14 protein-coding genes are annotated in these 19,286 nt (G+C 58.5%); 13 read left to right on the top strand and 1 reads right to left on the bottom strand.

Going from position 1 to position 19,286, the window contains the following annotated elements:
• The first annotated feature begins 553 nt into the window (after window positions 1–553).
• Window positions 554–1,048: a DUF4385 domain-containing protein gene (locus F6X24_RS03730; protein WP_151086681.1), complete on the top strand. Its 495-nt coding sequence runs from the start codon at window positions 554–556 to the stop codon at window positions 1,046–1,048.
• A 48-nt stretch (window positions 1,049–1,096) separates the two neighbouring features.
• Window positions 1,097–1,588, top strand: coding sequence for a hypothetical protein (locus F6X24_RS03725; RefSeq protein ID WP_151086680.1), 492 nt, complete (start codon window positions 1,097–1,099; stop codon window positions 1,586–1,588).
• A gap of 240 nt (window positions 1,589–1,828) precedes the next feature.
• Here the strand turns inward: F6X24_RS03725 and F6X24_RS03720 are convergent, their stop codons facing one another.
• A complete protein-coding gene (locus tag F6X24_RS03720) occupies window positions 1,829–3,232 on the bottom strand; it encodes an inorganic phosphate transporter (RefSeq protein ID WP_151086679.1) in 1,404 nt (467 codons plus the stop codon).
• A gap of 285 nt (window positions 3,233–3,517) precedes the next feature.
• Here F6X24_RS03720 and F6X24_RS03715 point away from each other — a divergent pair, with 285 nt between their 5' ends.
• From F6X24_RS03715 to F6X24_RS03665, 11 genes are all read left to right on the top strand, one after another.
• Entirely contained in the window at window positions 3,518–5,029 is a 1,512-nt protein-coding gene (locus tag F6X24_RS03715; RefSeq protein ID WP_151086678.1) for a glycine--tRNA ligase, read from the top strand.
• Window positions 5,030–5,084: 55 nt separating this feature from the next.
• Window positions 5,085–5,333, top strand: coding sequence for a DUF433 domain-containing protein (locus tag F6X24_RS03710; RefSeq protein WP_151086677.1), 249 nt, complete (start codon window positions 5,085–5,087; stop codon window positions 5,331–5,333).
• Window positions 5,334–5,398: 65 nt separating this feature from the next.
• Entirely contained in the window at window positions 5,399–5,755 is a 357-nt protein-coding gene (locus F6X24_RS03705; RefSeq protein ID WP_151086676.1) for a DUF5615 family PIN-like protein, read from the top strand.
• A 4-nt stretch (window positions 5,756–5,759) separates the two neighbouring features.
• Entirely contained in the window at window positions 5,760–8,246 is a 2,487-nt protein-coding gene (locus F6X24_RS03700) for an efflux RND transporter permease subunit (protein ID WP_151086675.1), read from the top strand.
• Window positions 8,247–8,387: 141 nt separating this feature from the next.
• Window positions 8,388–11,780 carry an isoleucine--tRNA ligase gene (gene ileS, locus F6X24_RS03695; RefSeq protein ID WP_151086674.1) on the top strand — a complete coding sequence of 1,131 codons (3,393 nt, stop codon included), beginning with the start codon at window positions 8,388–8,390 and terminating at the stop codon, window positions 11,778–11,780.
• 134 nt (window positions 11,781–11,914) lie between these two features.
• Complete coding sequence (locus F6X24_RS03690; protein WP_229725328.1) at window positions 11,915–12,604, top strand: lipoprotein signal peptidase; 690 nt, start codon at window positions 11,915–11,917, stop codon at window positions 12,602–12,604.
• 30 nt (window positions 12,605–12,634) lie between these two features.
• The gene (locus tag F6X24_RS03685; RefSeq protein ID WP_151086673.1) at window positions 12,635–14,422 is read left to right on the top strand and encodes an ABC transporter ATP-binding protein; all 1,788 of its coding nucleotides are present in this window, start codon (window positions 12,635–12,637) and stop codon (window positions 14,420–14,422) included.
• Window positions 14,423–14,615: 193 nt separating this feature from the next.
• Window positions 14,616–17,114 (top strand): ribonuclease R, encoded by a 2,499-nt coding sequence (rnr, locus tag F6X24_RS03680; protein WP_151086672.1) that lies wholly within the window; start codon window positions 14,616–14,618, stop codon window positions 17,112–17,114.
• A gap of 124 nt (window positions 17,115–17,238) precedes the next feature.
• Window positions 17,239–18,210 (top strand): polyprenyl synthetase family protein, encoded by a 972-nt coding sequence (locus F6X24_RS03675; protein ID WP_229725326.1) that lies wholly within the window; start codon window positions 17,239–17,241, stop codon window positions 18,208–18,210.
• A gap of 6 nt (window positions 18,211–18,216) precedes the next feature.
• Window positions 18,217–18,858, top strand: a complete 642-nt coding sequence (locus F6X24_RS03670) for a rhomboid family intramembrane serine protease (RefSeq protein WP_229725324.1) — start codon at window positions 18,217–18,219, stop codon at window positions 18,856–18,858.
• A 96-nt stretch (window positions 18,859–18,954) separates the two neighbouring features.
• Window positions 18,955–19,227 carry a PLD nuclease N-terminal domain-containing protein gene (locus F6X24_RS03665; RefSeq protein WP_151086671.1) on the top strand — a complete coding sequence of 91 codons (273 nt, stop codon included), beginning with the start codon at window positions 18,955–18,957 and terminating at the stop codon, window positions 19,225–19,227.
• Window positions 19,228–19,286 lie beyond the last annotated feature (59 nt).

Raw genomic sequence — 19,286 nt, 5'->3', positions numbered from 1 at the left:
CTTTCACCATTTATGCACGAGTTATCCACCGGGTTATCCACGCCGGGTGGTAGCCGGGCGCTTTTCTGTGGAAAAGTGTGGGGAAAGCTCCCCGGCACTGGTGGATAAAATGAGCACAAGTTTTTTTGGTAATCCGGGTCGGCTGGCAGCTAAGCCGCGCTGTGGATAAGCGTTGATAACTCGGCGGGCTCACAAACACTATTCACACGGGGCCTACCCTGTGGATTGTGAATTCGTGGATAACCCGTGTGAATAGTGAATAACTAGGATAAATATCTCATAAACAGTTAAATGATATACACACTGCCTGTGAATACCCACTGTATAAGTCCGGAGTTACCCACCGGTTATCCACGCTGTGGACAACTCACCGGGCTTATCCACTTATCCACTGCCCTGATGGATGAAAACAAAAAGGATTTTTTAAAAAGAAATTAATTCATCTTTTAAACTTGTGGAAAACTTCGGCCGGCCAAAGCTTTCGTTCAAGAAGCCACCTCAACCCGGCCCGGCCGGCTGCCGTTGAAAAAAGCCGAACCCGCAAAACGAGCGCATGCCTTTCGACTACAACCTGGATTTTACGCGCACCGACTTCCGGGCGCACCCCGAGCTGTACCGGGTGGGCAGGGGGGAGCAGGGCGTGCTGCTGGTGCAGCCTTACAAGGGCGAAATCCTGCCGCACTGGCGCTTCAAGGATGCCGCCGCGGCCCGGGCGTCGGCGGCGGCCATTTGGGCGCTCTTCGAGGCTTATTTGCAGAATGACGACTTTGTGGGGGCTGACATGGCCCGCAAGTTTTTGCAGATGGGCTTTACCCGCGCCCGGCGCTATGCCAATCATACCGGCGGTAAAAAGTACGCGGGCCCCGTGCCGGCCGATAAAAAAGGCCAGAGCGGGGCCCACGGCCGCCCCGAGCTACCCCGCACCGCCCGGCCCGATGCGGATAAAGTAGAAGCCGCCGCTATTTTTAAGCAGAAGTGGGACGAGGCGAAAGCCCAGCCCGAGTATCAGCGTCAGAAAGCCGCCTTCGAGGCCCGATACGGGAAGTAGTCACTGCCCAACGGGCTACCTTTGCACCAACTTCAACATCCTATACGCATGAGCACCCCTAGCACCACTCCCAGCAGCATCGAGGAAAACGAAATTATCCTGGGCACCGGCATGGGCCCTTTGCGCTTCGGCACTACCATGGACGAAGTGCGCACCCTGGTGGGCGAGCCCGAGGAAATCGATGAGTCGGAAGACGAAGACGAATTTGAGCACCAGGCCTGGAACTACTACGAAGACGACCACTTACTTTCGCTGTATTTCGACCGCGAGGACGACTTCCGCCTGAGCTGCATTGAGACGGATAATCCCAACCTGCGCTTGTTTGGCGAAGCTATTCACGGCCGGCCGCTCGATCAGATTAAGGCCCTTATGCAGCGCAACGGCCAGGCATCGCCCGAAATCGAAACCATGGAAGGCGGGGAGGTTCGGCTCTCCTACGAAAAGTCGATGATTGATATGTACTTCGAAGAGGGCCAGTTGCAGTTTGTCAACTTTGGCGTCTTCATCAACGACGACCTGGAAGTGCAGTGGCCTAAATAGGCCACCTGCCGGAAAGCCTGAAACTTCCCGGCATTGTCCAGTATCTGTCCTGGCAAGTTAAGAGTTATCCACAAAAAAGGCGTTTTTTAGTGTGGATAAGTTGATAACTCGGTGAACCTGGGATTATTCCCAGGTTATCGGGAAAAAACTTAGCCAAGTTACCTAGCAAAAAAGCCAACCCTAACCGGGTTGGCTTTTTGGGGTAAACAACGCCGGTTGGGGCCACAGTGGCTGAGCTATTTACCCGCTGATAGCGCGAAAAAGCAGGAACAAGCCACCGGCCAGCACCATCGTCACGGGTAGGGTAAGTACCCAGGCCAGGGCGATGCTGCGCACCATCTGGGGGTTGATGTTCTTAACGCCGCGGCTGGCTACCATCGAGCCGGCGATAGACGAGGTCAGCACGTGGGTAGTGGAGGTGGGCAGGCCAAACTGCGTGCTTACCCCAATCATCGCGGCCGCCACGAGCTCGGAGCTGGCGCCCTGGGCGTAGGTGAGGTGCTCTTTGCCAATGCGCTCGCCGATGGTTTTAACGATGCGCTGCCAGCCAATCATGGTGCCGCAGGCCAGCGAAAGTGATACCATCAGCAGCACCTGCCAGGGCGCGTAATCGGTAAAGCCCTTCATGCTTTTTACGGCATCGTCGTAGGTATTGCGGTCGGCAGTACTGAGGCTGATATGCTCGGAGCCGAGGAGTTTTTTGCCACGGTTGGCCAGTAGCAGGATGTCGCGCCGAATCTCGAAGCGCGCGTTGGTGGGCAGGTCTTCCACCTTATTCTTGCCTGCAAATACCCGGTCGAGGTCGGCCGTTTGGGCGCGTACTTCCGTGAGCAGCTTCTGGTCGGCGGTGGTTAGCTCGGCGGCGTTCACGCGTTTGATGACGTATTCGACTTTGGCAAGCGAGTCGCGCAGGTCAAGCGGATTCTTCGAATTGTCGAGCGCAAAATGAATAGGCACAATGCCAATGAGAATCAGCATGATAAGTCCTACGCCCTTCTGCCCATCATTAGAGCCGTGAAAAAAGCTCACCAGCGTGCAGGTAGTAATGAGGGTAAGGCGGATAAAGAGGGGCGGCGGCTTGCGCTTGTGCGGCTCCTTAAAAAGGGCTTTGCTCGGCGAGAAGCGCTTGAGCAGAAACATCATCAGAATAGTGAAGCTAAAGCCCAGGATGGGGCTGAGCAGCAGCGCCATGCCGCTTTCGCCGGCCTTGCTCCAGTTCACGGCCGCGCCCTTGCCACCCGGTAATAGCGAAAACGCTATACCTACCCCGAGAATGGAGCCGATAAGCGCGTGTGAGCTCGACGACGGAATGCCGTAGTACCAGGTGCCCACGTTCCAGATAATGGCCGCCACGATGAGCGCGCCCACCATTGCAATGCCGTGGTACACATTTTGGTCGACCAGGCTTTCGACGGGCAGCAGGTACACAATGCCCATCGCGACGCCGATACCGCCGGCAAAAACCCCGATAAAGTTCCAGAAAGCCGACCAGACCACGGCTACCCAGGGCCGCAGCGTGTTGGTGTAGATGACGGTGGCCACGGCATTGGCCGTGTCGTGGAAGCCGTTGACAAATTCAAACGCGCAAGCGGCCAGCAGGCACAGGGCTAGTAGCAGCAGCACATGGGGTTCAAGTCCGAACATAAGGGGAGCCGGAGTGGGAAACCGGCGCACAAAATTAACCCGGTATCATGCTAGCGTCATGTTACCGAATTATGACCACGGATTAGCGCGGATTTAATCGGATTCCACGGATTTTGTGGGCGGCTTTGGGCGGCTTTGAACGCGCTGACTTGCCGGCCGTGCGCCCGATTCGGCTCATGCCACCCACTGTTGGGAACGGCTTGTACGGTGCAGAACCGGTGCCGTCCACAAAATCCGTGGAATCTGATTAAATCCGCGCTAATCCGTGGTCTACCTTTGCTGCTTATGAGCAAGCCCACTACTGCCCCCGAAAGCACCCAGCTAAAAGATATCGTTGCCCACGCCAAGGAATACGGCTTCGTGTTCCAGTCTTCGGAAATCTACGATGGCCTAGCCGCCGTGTACGACTACGGCCCCAACGGCGTGGAGCTGAAAAACAACCTCAAGCGCCTGTGGTGGGAAGCCATGACCCAGCTGCACGGCAACGTGGTAGGCCTCGACGCCGCCATCTTCATGGCTCCGCAAACCTGGGAGGCCAGCGGCCACGTAGCGGGCTTCAACGACCCGCTCATCGATAACCTCGACAGTAAGAAGCGCTACCGCGCCGATGTATTGCTCGAAGAGAAAGCCGCCGAGTACGAAAAGGCCGGCGACCCGGCGCGGGGCGCCGCCCTCACCACCGAGCTGGGCCGCCTGCTCACCGCCAACGACCTGGCCGGCGTGCGCCAGCTCATCATCGATGAGAAGATTCTGTGCCCCGTTTCCGGCACCGGCAAGTGGACGGAAGTACGCCAGTTCAACCTGATGTTTTCCACGCAGGGCTCGGCCGTCGACTCGGACGCGCCGCCCGTGTACCTGCGGCCCGAAACGGCCCAGGGTATTTTTGTTAACTTCCTGAACGTGCAGAAGTCGGCCCGGATGAAAATTCCGTTCGGCATTGCCCAAATCGGCAAGGCCTTCCGCAACGAGATTGTGGCCCGGCAGTTCATTTTCCGGATGCGCGAGTTCGAGCAGATGGAGATGCAGTTTTTCGTGCGGCCCGGCACGGAAGGGGAGTGGTACGACACCTGGAAGGCCGCCCGCCGCCGCTTTCACGAGGCCATCGGCCTGCCGGCCGACAAGCTGCGCTTCCACGACCACGACAAGCTGGCCCACTACGCCAAGGCCGCTGTGGACATTGAGTACGAGTTTCCCTTCGGCTTCAAGGAAATTGAGGGCATCCACTCGCGCTCTGACTTCGACCTGACCCAGCACCAGCACCTGAGCCGCAAGAAGCAGCAGTATTTCGACAACGACATCGACGAGGCCACCGGCAAGCCCTACGGCAACTACGTGCCCTACGTAGTTGAAACCTCAGTAGGGGCTGACCGCCTGTTTCTGGCCACGCTCTGCCAGGCGTTCCAGGAAGAAACCATCACGGAAGGGGAGGGCGACGCCCAAACCACCAAGCAGCGCACCGTGCTGAAGCTGCACCCGGCGGTGGCACCCATCAAGGCGGCCATCTTCCCGCTGGTGCGCAAGGACGGCATGCCCGAAAAAGCCCAGCAGATTTTCGACGACCTGCGCTTCGACTTCCGCCTGGTAATCGAAGACAAGGATGCCATCGGCAAGCGCTACACCCGCCAGGACCTAATCGGGACGCCCTTTTGTATTGTAGTCGATGGCCAGACCCTGGAAGACGATACCGTGACGGTGCGCCACCGCGACACCCGCGCGCAAACCCGGATGCCCATCAGCGCCTTGCGGAGCTACATTGGGGACGCCGTGAGTTTCAAGACGGTGTTTGCCAAGCTGTAGGGTGCACCTTCTGCCCCTGAGCTACGTTACGCTTCATTCTTAGCTGTTTCTCATTATGCTGCGCTACATTCACGACCGTATTACCGTTCACCCCGACTTGTGCGGGGGTAAGCCGACCATTCGAGGCAAGCGCCTTACAGTGCAGACTGTGTTGGAGTTTCTGGCGGCTGGTGATAAGCCGGAGGAGATACTAGAGGACTATGATTTTCTGGAACTGGCAGATATTGAGGCATGTCAGCATTTTGCTTTGAAAACTGCTCTTGAAGCTTTACACCATCGCGTCTATTTGCCAGCTGCGGCTTGAATTCTTCTTGCGGGTGCAGTAACGGGCTCGGCAAAGAAGGCGTATAGGTTGTAAATAACAGATAAATGCCTGAATTTCTGATTGATGCTAATCTACCCAAGCGGTTGCGCTTCTGGCATAACGAATCCTGTATCTTTCTGCCTGATGATGAATGGCACAACAGCTTAGTGTGGAACTATGCTCATGCACATAACTTAACCATCGTAACCAAGGACGGCGATTTTGAGAAACTGGCTTTAGTCAGTGGGCCGCCGGTTGTAATCATTTTGTGTGTGGGTCGGGCCTCACGCCAAGAAATGTGGAGCATTTTGCAACACTGGTGGGCCGCCGCCCGCGATGCTAGCAGGCAGCCTGACTGCCGCTTGGTACGCATCTTTCCCGACTGCATTGAAGTAGTTGAATCTGCTTCGCTAATCTTCTAAGCTTATGTGGGGACATATCGCCCTCTGTATCATCAAGTACCGGCAGTGGCTGCTGGGCCTGATTGCCGTGTTTACCGTGTTTATGGCCTGGGAGGCCAAAGATGTGGAGATGACCTACGACTTTGCCCAGGTGGTGAGCCCGAAGGACCCCGACATGGTGTACTTCCAGCAGTTCAAAAAGACTTTTGGCGAAGATGGCAACATTCTCGTGCTCGGGATGCAGGACAGCTCGGTGTACCAGCTGGCCAAGTTCAACCAGCTGCACCAGCTCACCGATACGTTGGCCAAAGTGGAAGGGGTGAGCGGTGTGCTCGGCATAACGCGCCTTATCCAGATTGAAAAGGATACGGTCAATTCGAAGTTTGTGACCACGCCCATCTTCAAGGCGGCGCCGCGCTCGCAGCACGAGCTCGACTCGCTGATGCGGGTGGTCAACAGCATCGAGTTTTATAAAGGGCAGATTATTGCCCCGCGCACCGGCGCCACGCTGCTGGCCGTCACCCTCGACCCCAGGTACCTGAACTCCAACCGCCGGCAGGCCGTGATGAACCATATTCTGGGCCACGCCGAGCGGTTTGAGAAGAATACCCGCATCAAGATGCACTACGCCGGCCTGCCCTACGTGCGCTCCACGATGACGAGCAAAGTGGCCGGCGAGATGAAGTTCTTCGCCATGCTGGTAGTTATCGTGATGGGTATCACGCTGTTTCTGTTCTTCAGAACGTGGTCGGCCGTGGTTTTTCCGCTGCTGGTAGTTGTCATCGTGATGATTTGCTGCGTGGGGAGTATAGTGCTTTTAGGATATAAGATAAACCTGCTTACGGGCCTCATCCCGAGTATTCTGGTGGTAATCGGGGTGCCCAACTGCACGTACCTGCTCTCGCGCTACCACTACGACTACCGCAAATCGGGCAACCAGATACTGGCCATGACGCGGGTAATCCGCAAAATCGGCCTCATCACGCTCATGAATAATACGACCACGGCCATTGGCTTCGTGGTATTCACTTTTACCGATATTGCCATTCTTTACCAGTTTGGCATGGTGGCGACGATTAACATCTTCATCGCCTTCATCATCAGCTTTATCATGATTCCGGCGGTGTTTACTTATCTGCCGCCGCCTACCGAAAAGCAGCTCGAACACCTCGACTCGAAGCCCTTGCTGGGCATTGTCCACTTTCTCGACCACATTGTGCTGCACAAGCGCGGCACGATTTACCTGGCAGCGCTGGGTTTGCTCGTTATCGCGGGCGTAGGTATTCGTAAGATTGAGGCCGTGTCGTTTATGGTGGATGACCTGCCCAAATCCAGCTCGGTCAATACCGATTTGGATTTCTTTCAGGCGCACTTCAGCGGCGTAATGCCGCTCGAGTTTGTGGTAGATACCGGCAAGCCCAAGGGCCTGCTCAAGCTGCCCAATCTGCAGAAAATCGACCAGTTCGAGCGCTTCCTGCGCACTCAGCCCGAGCTTTCGCCGCCCATCAGCATAGTTACCTTTATCAAGGCGGCGACCCAGGCATTCTACAACGGGCAGCCCGAGTTTTACCGCCTGCCCAATAATGATGATAAGAACTTCATCCTGAGCTACCTGGCCAACTCCCAGGGGAGTACAGCCAAAGCTAGCCCCGACTCGACCAAAACCACGGCCGCCCAGGGCACGGCCGGCAGCTCGATGAACAAGCTGCTCAACAGCTTCGTCGATAAGAACTCGCAAAAAGCCCGTATCAGCCTCAAAATAGCCGACATTGGCTCGCACAAGCTCGATACGCTGATAATGCGCCGCATTGAGCCGGCCATGAAGCGCATCTTCGCCAATTCGGGCATGAAAGTGACGCGCACCGGCACCACGGTCATCTTTACCAAAGGCAACGAGTACGTTATCGGCACGCTGCGCGAAAGCCTGATGTGGGCCTTCGGGCTGGTAGCGGTGGTGGTACTGCTGCTGTTCCGCTCGTTTCGTACCATCTTTTATGCCCTCACGCCTAACCTGTTTACCCTGGCCCTCACGGCCGGCATTATGGGGTATTTCGGCATCGCGCTCAAGCCTAGTACGGCCCTCATTTTCGTGATTGCGCTGGGTATTGATGGCGATAACTCCATTCACCTGCTGGCCAAGTTCCGGCAGGAGATGGCCATGGCCGGCCGCACGGTTACCGATGCCATTACCAATACGCTGAGCGAGGCGGGTACCAGTATGATATACACCAGTATTGTGCTTTTTATTGGCTTTAGCATCTTCGCCTTCAGCGAGTTTGGCGGCACCAAGGCGCTGGGTGTGCTCATGGGAGCGTCGCTGCTGATAACTAATTTCTCCAACCTCGTGCTGCTTCCCGCGCTGCTCGTGACCTTTGAGCACGGCAAGGACGAGAAAATCCCGGACAACGCCCCTATCCGCCACTACGACGATAACTACCACGAGGAAGACGACGACATGGACCAGAATCTGCAACGCCTGAGCGTAGAGCGGGCCAAAGTAAAAACGACTTAGCACTACCTGAATTAAAGCAAAAAGAACGTCATGCTGAGCTTGTCGAAGCATCTCTACCACGCCGTTAGGGTCACTAATCCAACGGCGCGGTAGAGATGCTTCGACAAGCTCAGCATGACGGGCGATGAATAGCTGATAGCAATGACTTACCCCGAATACAAGCAGCCGCTCGACTACGCCAAGCTCGCCACCGATGTGCGGGCCTATTGGGAAGCCAACGGTATCTTTGAGAAGAGCGTGAGCAGCCGCGAGGGCCAGCCCACGTTCGTGTTTTACGAGGGCCCGCCCTCGGCCAACGGCCAGCCCGGCATTCACCACGTGATGGCGCGGGCGGTGAAAGACATCTTCTGTCGCTACCAGACGCAGCTCGGTAAGCAGGTGCCCCGCAAGGGCGGCTGGGACACCCACGGCCTGCCCATCGAGCTGCAGGTGGAAAAGGAGCTGGGCATCACGAAGGAGGATATCGGCCACAAAATCAGCGTCGAAGAATACAACCAGCGCTGCCGCGAAACCGTGATGCGCTTCAAGGCGCAGTGGGACGAGCTGACCCAGCAAATGGGCTATTGGGTGGACCTCGACGACCCCTACATCACCTTCGAGCCCGAGTATATCGAGAGCTGCTGGGCCTTGCTCAAGAAGCTCTACGACAAGGGCTTGCTCTACAAAGGCTACACCATTCAGCCCTACTCGCCGGCCGCTGGCACCGGCCTCAGCTCGCACGAGCTGAACCAGCCCGGTACGTACAAGGACGTGAAAGACACGACCGTGGTGGCGCAGTTTAAGGTGGTGCGTGATGAGAAGTCGGAATGGTTATTTAAGTCAAACCAAGATGACGTACAACTCTCTGGTGAACAATTCCAAACGCCAATCTATGTATTAGCTTGGACGACCACTCCCTGGACTCTTCCAGCTAATACTGGGCTAGCTGTTGGGAAAAATATCGTGTATTATCTGGTTGATACAATCAACCCATACACAAAGGAGAGAATCTATGTAATTCTGGCGAAAGCATTGTTTGATAAATACTTTGCTCATGGTGCAGATGCGCGTGATTTGAAGGGACGTATTGGCACTTGGTTTATCGAAGCCGAATTTACCGGTGCCGACCTAGTAGGCATTCACTACGAGCGCCTGTTCGGCCCCGAAGCTGGTTTCCCGCACTTCGAAGGCGAGGAAAACGCCTTTCGCGTTATCCCCGGCGACTTCGTGACGACGGAAGACGGCACCGGCATCGTGCACATCTCGCCTACGTTTGGCGCCGACGACTTCCGGGTAGCGCAGCTCAACGGCATCCCCGCGCTCATGGTGCCCGACGACCAGGGCAAGCTCGGGCCCATCGTGGACCGCACGGGCCGCTACGTGGCCCAGATGGGCGAGTTTGGCGGCCGCTGGGTGAAGAACTACGACGGCCACGACCAAAGCGGCGCCGACTATAAAACATTGGATGAGAGCATCGCCATCCGGATGCGCACCAACGGCACGGCCTTCAAAACCGAGAAGTACGAGCACACCTATCCGCACTGCTGGCGCACCGATAAGCCTGTCCTTTATTACCCCCTCGACTCGTGGTTTATCAAGACTACGGCCGTGAAAGACCGGCTCATCGAGCTTAACAAAACCATCAACTGGAAGCCCGAAAGCACCGGCACCGGCCGCTTCGGCAACTGGCTCGAAAACCTGGTCGACTGGAACCTCAGTCGCTCGCGCTACTGGGGCACGCCGCTGCCCATCTGGCGCACCCAGGACCGCACCGAGGAACTTTGCATTGGCAGCATCGCCGAACTGAAGGCAGAGATTGACAAGGCCGTAGCGGCCGAAGTCATGACTCACAACCCTTACGCCAACGGCGAAAAAATCGACCTGCACCGCCCGTATGTCGATGATATTTTCCTCGTTTCGCCCAGCGGCCAGCCCATGTACCGCGAGCCCGACCTCATCGACGTGTGGTTCGACTCGGGCGCTGTGCCGTATGCGCAGTGGCACTATCCGATGGAAAACAAAGCTATTTTCGAGAAGAATTTCCCCGCCGACTTCATTGCCGAAGGCGTGGACCAGACGCGCGGCTGGTTCTTCACGCTGCACGCGCTGGCCGTGATGCTGGAAGACTCGGTGGCCTTCAAAAACGTGATTGCCAACGGCCTGGTGCTCGACAAGAGCGGCAACAAGATGAGCAAGCGCCTCGGCAATGCCGTGGACCCGTTTGCCACCATCGCGCAGTACGGCCCCGACGCCACCCGCTGGTACATGATTGCCAACGCGCCACCGTGGGACAACCTCAAGTTTGACCCGGCCGGCATTACGGAAGTGCAGCGGCGCTTCTTCGGCACCCTCTTCAATACGTACTCCTTCTTCGCCCTCTACGCCAACCTGGACAGCTTCCGGCTGGGCAGCGCGCCGAGCGTGCCCGTAGCCGAGCGCTCCGAGCTCGACCGCTGGATACTAAGCAAACTGCAGAGCCTGCTGGCCGAAGTGCGCGGCCACTACGACAGCTACGACCCCACGAAAGCCGCCCGCGCCATCCAGGATTTCGTGACCGACCAGCTTTCCAACTGGTACGTGCGCCTGTCGCGCCGCCGCTTCTGGAAAGGCGAGCTAATCACCGATAAGCAAGCTGCTTACGAAACGCTGCACGAATGCCTGAGCACCGTGGCGCAGCTCATGGCGCCCATCGCACCCTTCTTTGCCGACTGGCTCTACGGCAACCTGACCAAAGGCCAGGTCGCCGCCGAATCGGTGCACCTGACCTACCTGGCCGAGGCCGATACCTCGCTCATCGACAAGGCCTTGGAAGAGCGCATGGAGCTGGCCCAGCGCATCAGCTCCCTTACCCACTCGCTGCGCAAGAAGTCGGTGCTGAAAGTGCGCCAGCCCTTGCAGCGCATCCTGGTGCCGGTGCTCAACGACACGACCAAGGAGCAGGTGGGCAAGGTCGAAGACCTGATTTGCGCTGAGGTGAACGTGAAGCACATCGAGTTTCTGGACGACACCAGCGGGGTGCTGGTGAAGTCGGTGAAGCCCAATTTCAAGCGCCTCGGCCAGGTATATGGCCCGCGCCTGAAAGCCGTGGGTGCCCGTATCCAAACCCTGAGTCCCGACGAGCTGAGCCAGCTCGAAAAGCAGGGCGAGCTAGCTGTAGAGGTGGAGGGCGAACCCCTCACGCTGCACCTCGACGAAGTTGAAATCCGGACCCAGGACCTGCCCGGCTGGCTCGTGGCTACCGACGGCCCGCTCACCGTGGCGCTCGACGTGACCCTTACCGATGAATTGCGTCAGGAAGGTTTGGCCCGCGAGCTGGTCAACCGTCTCCAGAACCTGCGCAAAGACTCGGGCCTGGAAGTGCAGGACCGCATCGATGTTGCATTGGCCGCCACGGCGCCCGCCGAGCTGCAAGCGGCAGTAGCCTCGTTTGGCGACTACATCCGCGAAGAAGTGCAGGCCCAGCGCCTGGAATTCGTGCCGGAAGTAGCCGGCGGCGCAGTGCTGGAGTTTGACGACTTCTCGGTGCCGGCCAAGGTAACCGTAGTAACTACCTGAGTGTAAGAGGCCCGGCTGCATCGGAGGATGCGGCCGGGTTTTCTTTCGTACAAAGCCAATTTTTCGCCGCTTTTAAAGGTTTTGAAACCTTCTAATTCGGTATAAAACAGTACAAAGCAACCCGAGTTTCACCTGTGCCGACCGACTTATCCGTGGATTCCTCTTATCAGCCCCCGCACTACCCGGCGCGCCGGGGTAGCGTTTTGCCTTTTTTCCTGCTGGCGTTGCTGGTTATTGGCCTCGACCAGCTTTCTAAATATCTGGTGCATAAGCATATGCAGCCGGGGCTCGCCGGCGAGATTTCGCTCATCGGCCACTGGTTTAAGCTGCACTATACGCTTAACCCCGGTATGGCTTTCGGGGTCGAGCTGCTGCCCCCGCCCTACGGCAAGCTGGTGCTCACGGCGTTTCGGCTGCTGGCGGCCGGCGGCATCAGCTATTACATCGTGTATTTGTGGCGGCATCGGGCGGCTGCGGGCTTTATTGCCTGCATGGCGCTTATTCTGGGCGGGGCCGTGGGCAACGTAGTCGACTCGGTTTTCTACGGTGTTATCTACCATAATGCGCCCTTTGGCTCGCCCACGCCCTGGTTTTTCGGGCAGGTTATCGACATGATTTATGTCGATATCTACGAGGGCTTTCTGCCCGCTGCCTGGCCGCTGGTAGGAGGGAAGTACGTGTCGCTCTGGCCTATCTTCAATTTGGCTGATTCTTCTATTTTCATCGGCGTGGCACTGATTCTGCTGCTGCAAGGCCGGTTTTTCAAGCAAACGCAGGCGCAAAATGCCGTAGTGGCCCCGGTCGATACTACAGAATTTATATAGAATATTTATTATATAATAAAAATACGCTAAATGCCGCTCCTCTCCGTTCAGGACCTCACCATCGACTTTCATTCGCAGCGCGGCAGTACCCGCGCCGTGGCGGGCGTGTCGTTTGAGGTGAACAGGGGAGAGGTAGTAGCGATTGTGGGCGAGTCGGGCTCGGGCAAGTCGGTAACCTCGCTGGCGCTGCTGGGCCTGCTGCAAAAGCCGGCCGCGCATATCGAAAAGGGCAGTGCCCGGTTCGAATCGGAAAAGCTGGGTGAAGTGGACCTGCTCCAGCTCAGCGAAGCGCAGCTGCAGCAGGTGCGGGGCAACGACATCAGCATGATTTTTCAGGAGCCCATGACCTCCCTGAACCCCGTGCTGACCTGCGGCTACCAGGTGGTGGAGGCCCTGCTTTTGCATACTTCACTGAGCAGGAAGGAGGCCGAAGCCCGCACCATCGAGTTGTTTACCGAGGCGCAGCTGCCGCGCCCGGCCCAGATTTTTAAAGCCTACCCGCACGAAATAAGCGGGGGCCAGAAGCAGCGCGTGATGATTGCCATGGCCATGGCCTGCCGCCCGGCGCTGCTCATTGCCGATGAGCCGACCACGGCGCTCGACGTGACGGTGCAGGCGCGCATCCTCCAGCTTATCCGCGACCTGCGCCGCGAACACGGCACGGCGGTGCTTTTTATCACCCACGACCTGGGGGTAGTGGCCGAGATTGCCGACCGCATTCTGGTGATGTACCGTGGCCGGGTAGTGGAGCAGGGAACAGTACTCGACCTCTTTACCCAGCCCCAACATCCGTACACGCGGGGCCTGCTGGCGTGCCGGCCGCGTCTGTCGATTGGCTGTAGCCGCCTGCCGGTAGTAGCTGATTTTATGGTGGTTGATGCAGCCGGTAACCTGGTAGCCAGAACTGCCGGAGCAGCCCCGGAGGCCCTGCAGCCCGGTGTGACACAGTTACGAAGCAATTCTGACACTGCCAAAGCGTTCCCCGTGGAACAAAATCTATGTTCCACGGTCGCCGCGCCGCTTCTGCAAGTCGAAAACCTACGCGTGTATTTCCCCGTGCGCAAAGGCTTTTTCTCGCGCACTACCGAGTTTGTGCGCGCCGTTGATGATGTCAGCTTTACTATCTATCCGGGCGAAACGGTGGGCCTCGTAGGCGAGTCGGGCTGCGGCAAAACCACGCTCGGGCGGGCCTTACTACGCCTCACGGAACCAACCGCGGGCCGCATCCTGTTTGAAGGCACTGACCTGGCCCGCCTGCCGGCCGGCGAATTGCGTCACCGTCGGCGCGAGTTTCAGCTCGTGTTTCAGGACCCGTACGCGGCCCTGAACCCCATGCTCACGGTGGGTGAAGCCATCCTGGAGCCGCTGCGGGTGCACGGGGTAGGCGGCAGCCGCACCGAGCAAAAGGCCAGGGTGCGCGAGCTGCTGCGCACGGTGGGCCTGAGCGACGATGCCGAGCAGCGCTACCCGCACGAGTTCAGCGGTGGGCAGCGGCAGCGCATCTGCATTGCGCGGGCGCTGGCGCTGCGCCCCAAGCTCATTGTGTGCGATGAGTCGGTGTCGGCCCTCGATGTGTCGGTGCAGGCGCAGGTGCTCAACCTGCTCAACGACCTCAAGCGCGAGCTGGGCATCACCTATCTCTTCATTACCCACGACTTGTCGGTGGCCCGGTTTATGAGCGACCGGCTGCTGGTGATGAGCCAGGGCAAAATGGTGGAGAGTGGTCCCGCCGCTGAGGTGTACGCCCGGCCGCAACACCCGTACACGCAGCAGCTGCTGGCTGCGATTCCGAGCGACGACCCGGCGCGGGTAGGGTAGTAGCGGGGCTTATTTCTGTCTGGCCGCTTGCGCTGCACGGTCTGGTTTAAGCTCGTCTTCCAGACCCTGCGAACATCCTTTATCTATCGCCGTTCATACGGTGAGCGGAGATTAAGTCCCGCTTCTACATTTACCCACGCGTCGCCTTCGTCAATCTTACCCCAAGCTGTCCGGCGGCCGTCTTTTTTACCCCATGAAAAACCCCCAAGACCCCGCCGCCCCCCGCGCCGCTCGCGCGAAGGCGGCTCCCGCTGCCGCGGCCAGCATCAGCCAGGAAATTGTGTACCGGCAGTTTGCCGATAACCCCGGCAAGGTGCTGGCTTACCGCCAGCTTTCGCGCCGCCTCGGCATTACTACCAAAGACCAGCGCGAAGAGCTGTTTGCCCACCTCAAAACCCTGCGCAAAACCGGCCGCCTGGAGCTGCTTCAGAACGACGAATACCGCCTGGCCAACCCAACCGACCTGCAAGTAGCCGCCAGCGCCGCCAAGGGCCGGAAACCGGCTAAAAAAGCGCCAGTTGCCGCCATAGTGCCCGACGATGAGTTTGGGCAGGACCCTATTATTCACCGCCGCCGCTCGGCGGGCTTCGACCATCCGGGCGATGGCCCCGACCGGCGCCCGGTGCGCGATAGCAATACCGTAATCGGCACAGTTTCGTTGGCTACCCCGCGCTTTGCCTTTGTGGTGCGCGAAGATGGGCAGGGCGACGACATCCGCGTGTTTACCGACCAGCTGCGCTACGCCCTGGATGGCGACCTGGTACGGGTGCGGCTGCGCGGCATGCGCGACGGCCGCCTCACCGGCGACGTAGTGGAAGTGCTCAAGCGCCAGCGCTCCGAAGTGGTGGGCCGCCTGCAGGTGCAGGGCTCCATTGGCTTCGTGAAGCCCGATAGCCGCAAGGCGTATTTCGACGTAATGGTGCCACCCCAGGAGCTGCACGACTCGCGCAACGGCGACAAGGTGCTGGTGCGCATCACCGAGTTTCCCGAGCACGAGGGGCAGGGCCGCAACCCGGTTGGTACCGTCATTCGCAACTTCGGCGCGGCCGGCCAGAACGAGGCCGAGATAAACGCCATCATGGCCGAGTTTGGCCTGCCCTTCGAGTTTCCGTCGGCAGTGGAAGCGGAAGCGGATGCCATTCCGACCGAAGTGACCCAGGAGGAAATTGCCCGGCGGCGCGACTTCCGCGCGATTACCACCTTCACCATTGACCCGGCCGACGCTAAGGACTTTGACGATGCCCTAAGCCTGCGCACGCTCGAAAACGGGCATTATGAAGTGGGCGTACACATTGCCGACGTAACGCATTACGTGCGGCTGGGAACCGAGCTGGAGCGCGAAGGCAAGAGCCGCGCCACTTCGGTGTACCTGGTAGACCGCGTGATTCCGATGCTGCCCGAGAACCTCTCCAATGGCCTCTGCTCGCTGCGGCCCAACGAGGATAAGCTAACGTTCTCGGCCGTGTTTGAGATTGATGAGAAAGGCAAGCTGCACGAGTCGTGGTTTGGCAAAACCGTCATTCACTCCGACCGCCGCTTCAGCTACGAGGAAGCCCAGGAGCGCATCGAAACCGGCGAGGGCGATTACGCCGAAGAAATCAACCTGCTCAACCGGCTGGCCAAAAAGCTTTCGGCCGAGCGCTTCCGCAAGGGCGCTATCAGCTTCGAAACCCAGGAAGTGAAGTTCAAGCTGGGTCCTGATGGCAAGCCCCTCGGCGTGTACGTGAAGGAGCGCAAGGACGCGCACAAGCTCATCGAGGAGTTTATGCTGCTTGCCAACAAGCGGGTGGCCGAGTTCGTGTTTGGTCTCAAGAAAACCAAGCCGCGCTTCACGATGGTGTACCGTACCCACGACGCGCCCGACCCCGACCGCCTCGAAAACTTCGCGCTTTTTGCTCAGAAATTCGGCTACAAGCTCAACCTGGCTAATCCGAAAAAAATCAGCACCGAGCTTAATAAGCTCAGCGAAGACGTGGTGGGCAAGGCCGAGCAAAACGTGATTCAGGGCCTGGCCATTCGCTCCATGTCGAAGGCCATTTATACTACCGAGCCGCTGGGGCACTTCGGGCTGGCCTTTGCGCACTACTCGCACTTCACCTCGCCCATCCGCCGCTATCCCGATATGATGGCCCACCGCCTGCTGGAACACTACCTGGAAGGCGGCAAGAATGTAGCTGTGGAGCCCGTGGAGGAAGAGTGCAAGCACTCCTCAGCCCGCGAGAAGCTGGCCGCCAATGCCGAGCGCGCCAGCATCAAGTACAAGCAGGTCGAGTACATCGGCACGCACATCGGCGAGCAGTTTACCGGTGTGGTATCGGGCCTTACCGAGCGGGGCATCTACGTCGAGATTGAAGAGAATAAGTGCGAGGGCATGATTCGCATCTCTGATATTCCGGGCGATACCTGGGAGCTGGATAAAGAAAACTACCGCATAGTGGGCCGCGGCTCCAAGCGCATCATCCAGTTCGGCGACGAGCTGCAGGTTATCGTGACTTCGGCCAACCTGCTCGACCGCACCATCGACATGGAGCTGGTCGATAACCGCCCCGAAAGTGTGAAGCAGCGCGAGCGCGCCGAGCGCGAAGCCGGCCGCGGTGGCCGCAGCGCCCGCAACCGCGACGGCAACAGCAAAGGCGGTAGTTACAAAGGCAGCAAGGGTAGCGGCCGTGAGCGTAGCAAGCCCCGTCGATAGTTTGAACAGGTCATAGCGAGCGCAGCGCGGCAATCGCGCCTGAACGAAGTTCATGTGAGCCGTTCAGGCGCGATTGCCGCGCTGCGCTCGCTATAACAAATATGTATAAACGACCTTTGCCCCCGTGCAACCCGACCTCTCCACTCTCCTGGCTACGGCCCTGCGCCAGCTCGATTATGGCCAGCAGCCGGCCACCCTCTACGACCCCATTCGCTACATCATGAGCCTTGGCGGCAAGCGCCTGCGGCCTCTGCTCACGCTGCTCGGCGGTCAGCTTTTCACCGACGACCTGGTGCCGCTCGTGAAGCCGGCGCTGGCCACCGAAGTCTTTCACAATTTCACACTGCTCCACGACGACCTGATGGACCAGGCGCCGCTGCGGCGCGGGCAGCCTACGGTACATGAGAAGTGGAACGCGAACGTAGCCATTCTGTCGGGCGACGTGATGCTGGTGCGGGCTTATGAATTGTTATTCGAAAACGTACCGCTGCCGCTGCTGCCCCAGGTGCTGCGCCGCTTTTCCCAAACTGCCGCCGAGGTGTGCGAGGGCCAGCAGTGGGACATGAACTTTGAGACTGATACCAGCATTACCATTGCGCAGTATCTCGACATGATTCGGCTGAAAACGGCCGTGCTGCTGGGCTTCGCGCTGGAGCTGGGAGCCGTGCTGGCCGGCGCCTCGGCCGAAGATGCCGAGCACCTGCGGCAGTTCGGCACCGACATCGGCCTGGCTTTTCAGCTGCGCGACGACCTCCTCGATGTTTATGGCGACGCGGCGACCTTCGGCAAGCGCGTTGGCGGCGACATTATCTCTGATAAGAAAACCTTTCTGCTGCTGACGGCCCAGGCCCAGGCCAACCCGGCTCAGCAAGCCACGCTGGCGCGCTACCTCGGGCAGCCCCTGGCCGATGCCGATGCCAAGGTGCGCGCCGTGCGTGGCATCTACGACGAGCTCGAAATCCGCCCTCAGACCGAAGCCCTCATCAACGACTACTTCCAGGCTGCTTTGCAGCATTTGGAGCGCGTGGCGGCCCCTGCCGCGCGCAAGCAGCCCCTTCATCATCTCGCGCTCCAGCTCATGGACCGCGAAAGCTAAGAACCCGTGCTCAACCCCATTCTGATTCTTATCGGCCTCACGGTCGCCATCTCGGCCTACGCCTGGTCCAACGCCGACCTCATGCGCGCCTGGATTATGCAGCCCTACCTGATGGCCCGCTCCAGCGGGCAGTGGTACCGCCTGCTTACCTCCGGCTTCCTGCACGCCGACTGGGCACATCTGCTTTTTAATATGTTTGCCTTTTACTCCTTTAGCCCCGTGGTGCTGGCCACGCTGGCGCAGCGGTATGGCACGGGCGCGGGTTTGGGCTTGTTTCTGCTCCTGTACCTGGGCGGCATTGTTGTGTCGGATGTGCCCACCTACTTTCAGCACCGCGACGACCGCGACTACCGCAGCCGCGGGGCGTCGGGCGGGGTAGCGTCGGTGCTGTTTGCCAGCATCCTGCTTTTTCCGGTAAATACCCACGGCGGCGGCATCATCATTTTCCCGATTCCGGTGCCCATTCAGCCCTTTCTGTTCGGCTTGCTCTATCTCGCTTATTCCTACTACATGGGTCGGCGGCGGGCCGATAACGTCAACCACGACGCACACTTTTACGGGGCGCTCTTCGGGGTGCTTGTTATCATTGCGCTGGTGCCTGGTGTTTTACCCAATTTTTTCCAGCAAGTAGTTGCTTACAGATTTTAAGCGGCTGATAGTCAGTAAGTGGGGTAAATAGCATATCCATATGAGGGCCTGGCGCGTAGAAATCCCACATTCTTTCACCAAACGCCTTTCTTTCACATGAAATCCCTTCGTTCCTTTTCCGAGCGCCTGCCTCTGCTGGCCACTCTCTTGCTGCCACTGCTGTTGCTGGCTACCAGCTGCAACCGCTTCAATGCTAACGGCGGCCTTGCTCCCTGGGGTATTCTATTACTTATTCTGGATATATTAGCTATTTTCAATGTATTTGGTAAGTCCTGGGACATTGGCAAGAAAATAATCTGGGCGGCCATCATCTTCTTCTTCCCGTTCGGCGGGCTGCTCATCTACTACATCTTCGGTCGCAATAGCTAGGCTGCGACCCTATTTCATCAAAAAAGAGTCCCCTGCTTGTTGGCGGGGGACTCTTTTTT

This window comes from Hymenobacter baengnokdamensis (assembly GCF_008728635.1).
GTDB classification, from domain to species: Bacteria; Bacteroidota; Bacteroidia; order Cytophagales; family Hymenobacteraceae; genus Hymenobacter; species Hymenobacter baengnokdamensis.
This window is presented reverse-complemented; position numbering and strand designations above follow the sequence as displayed.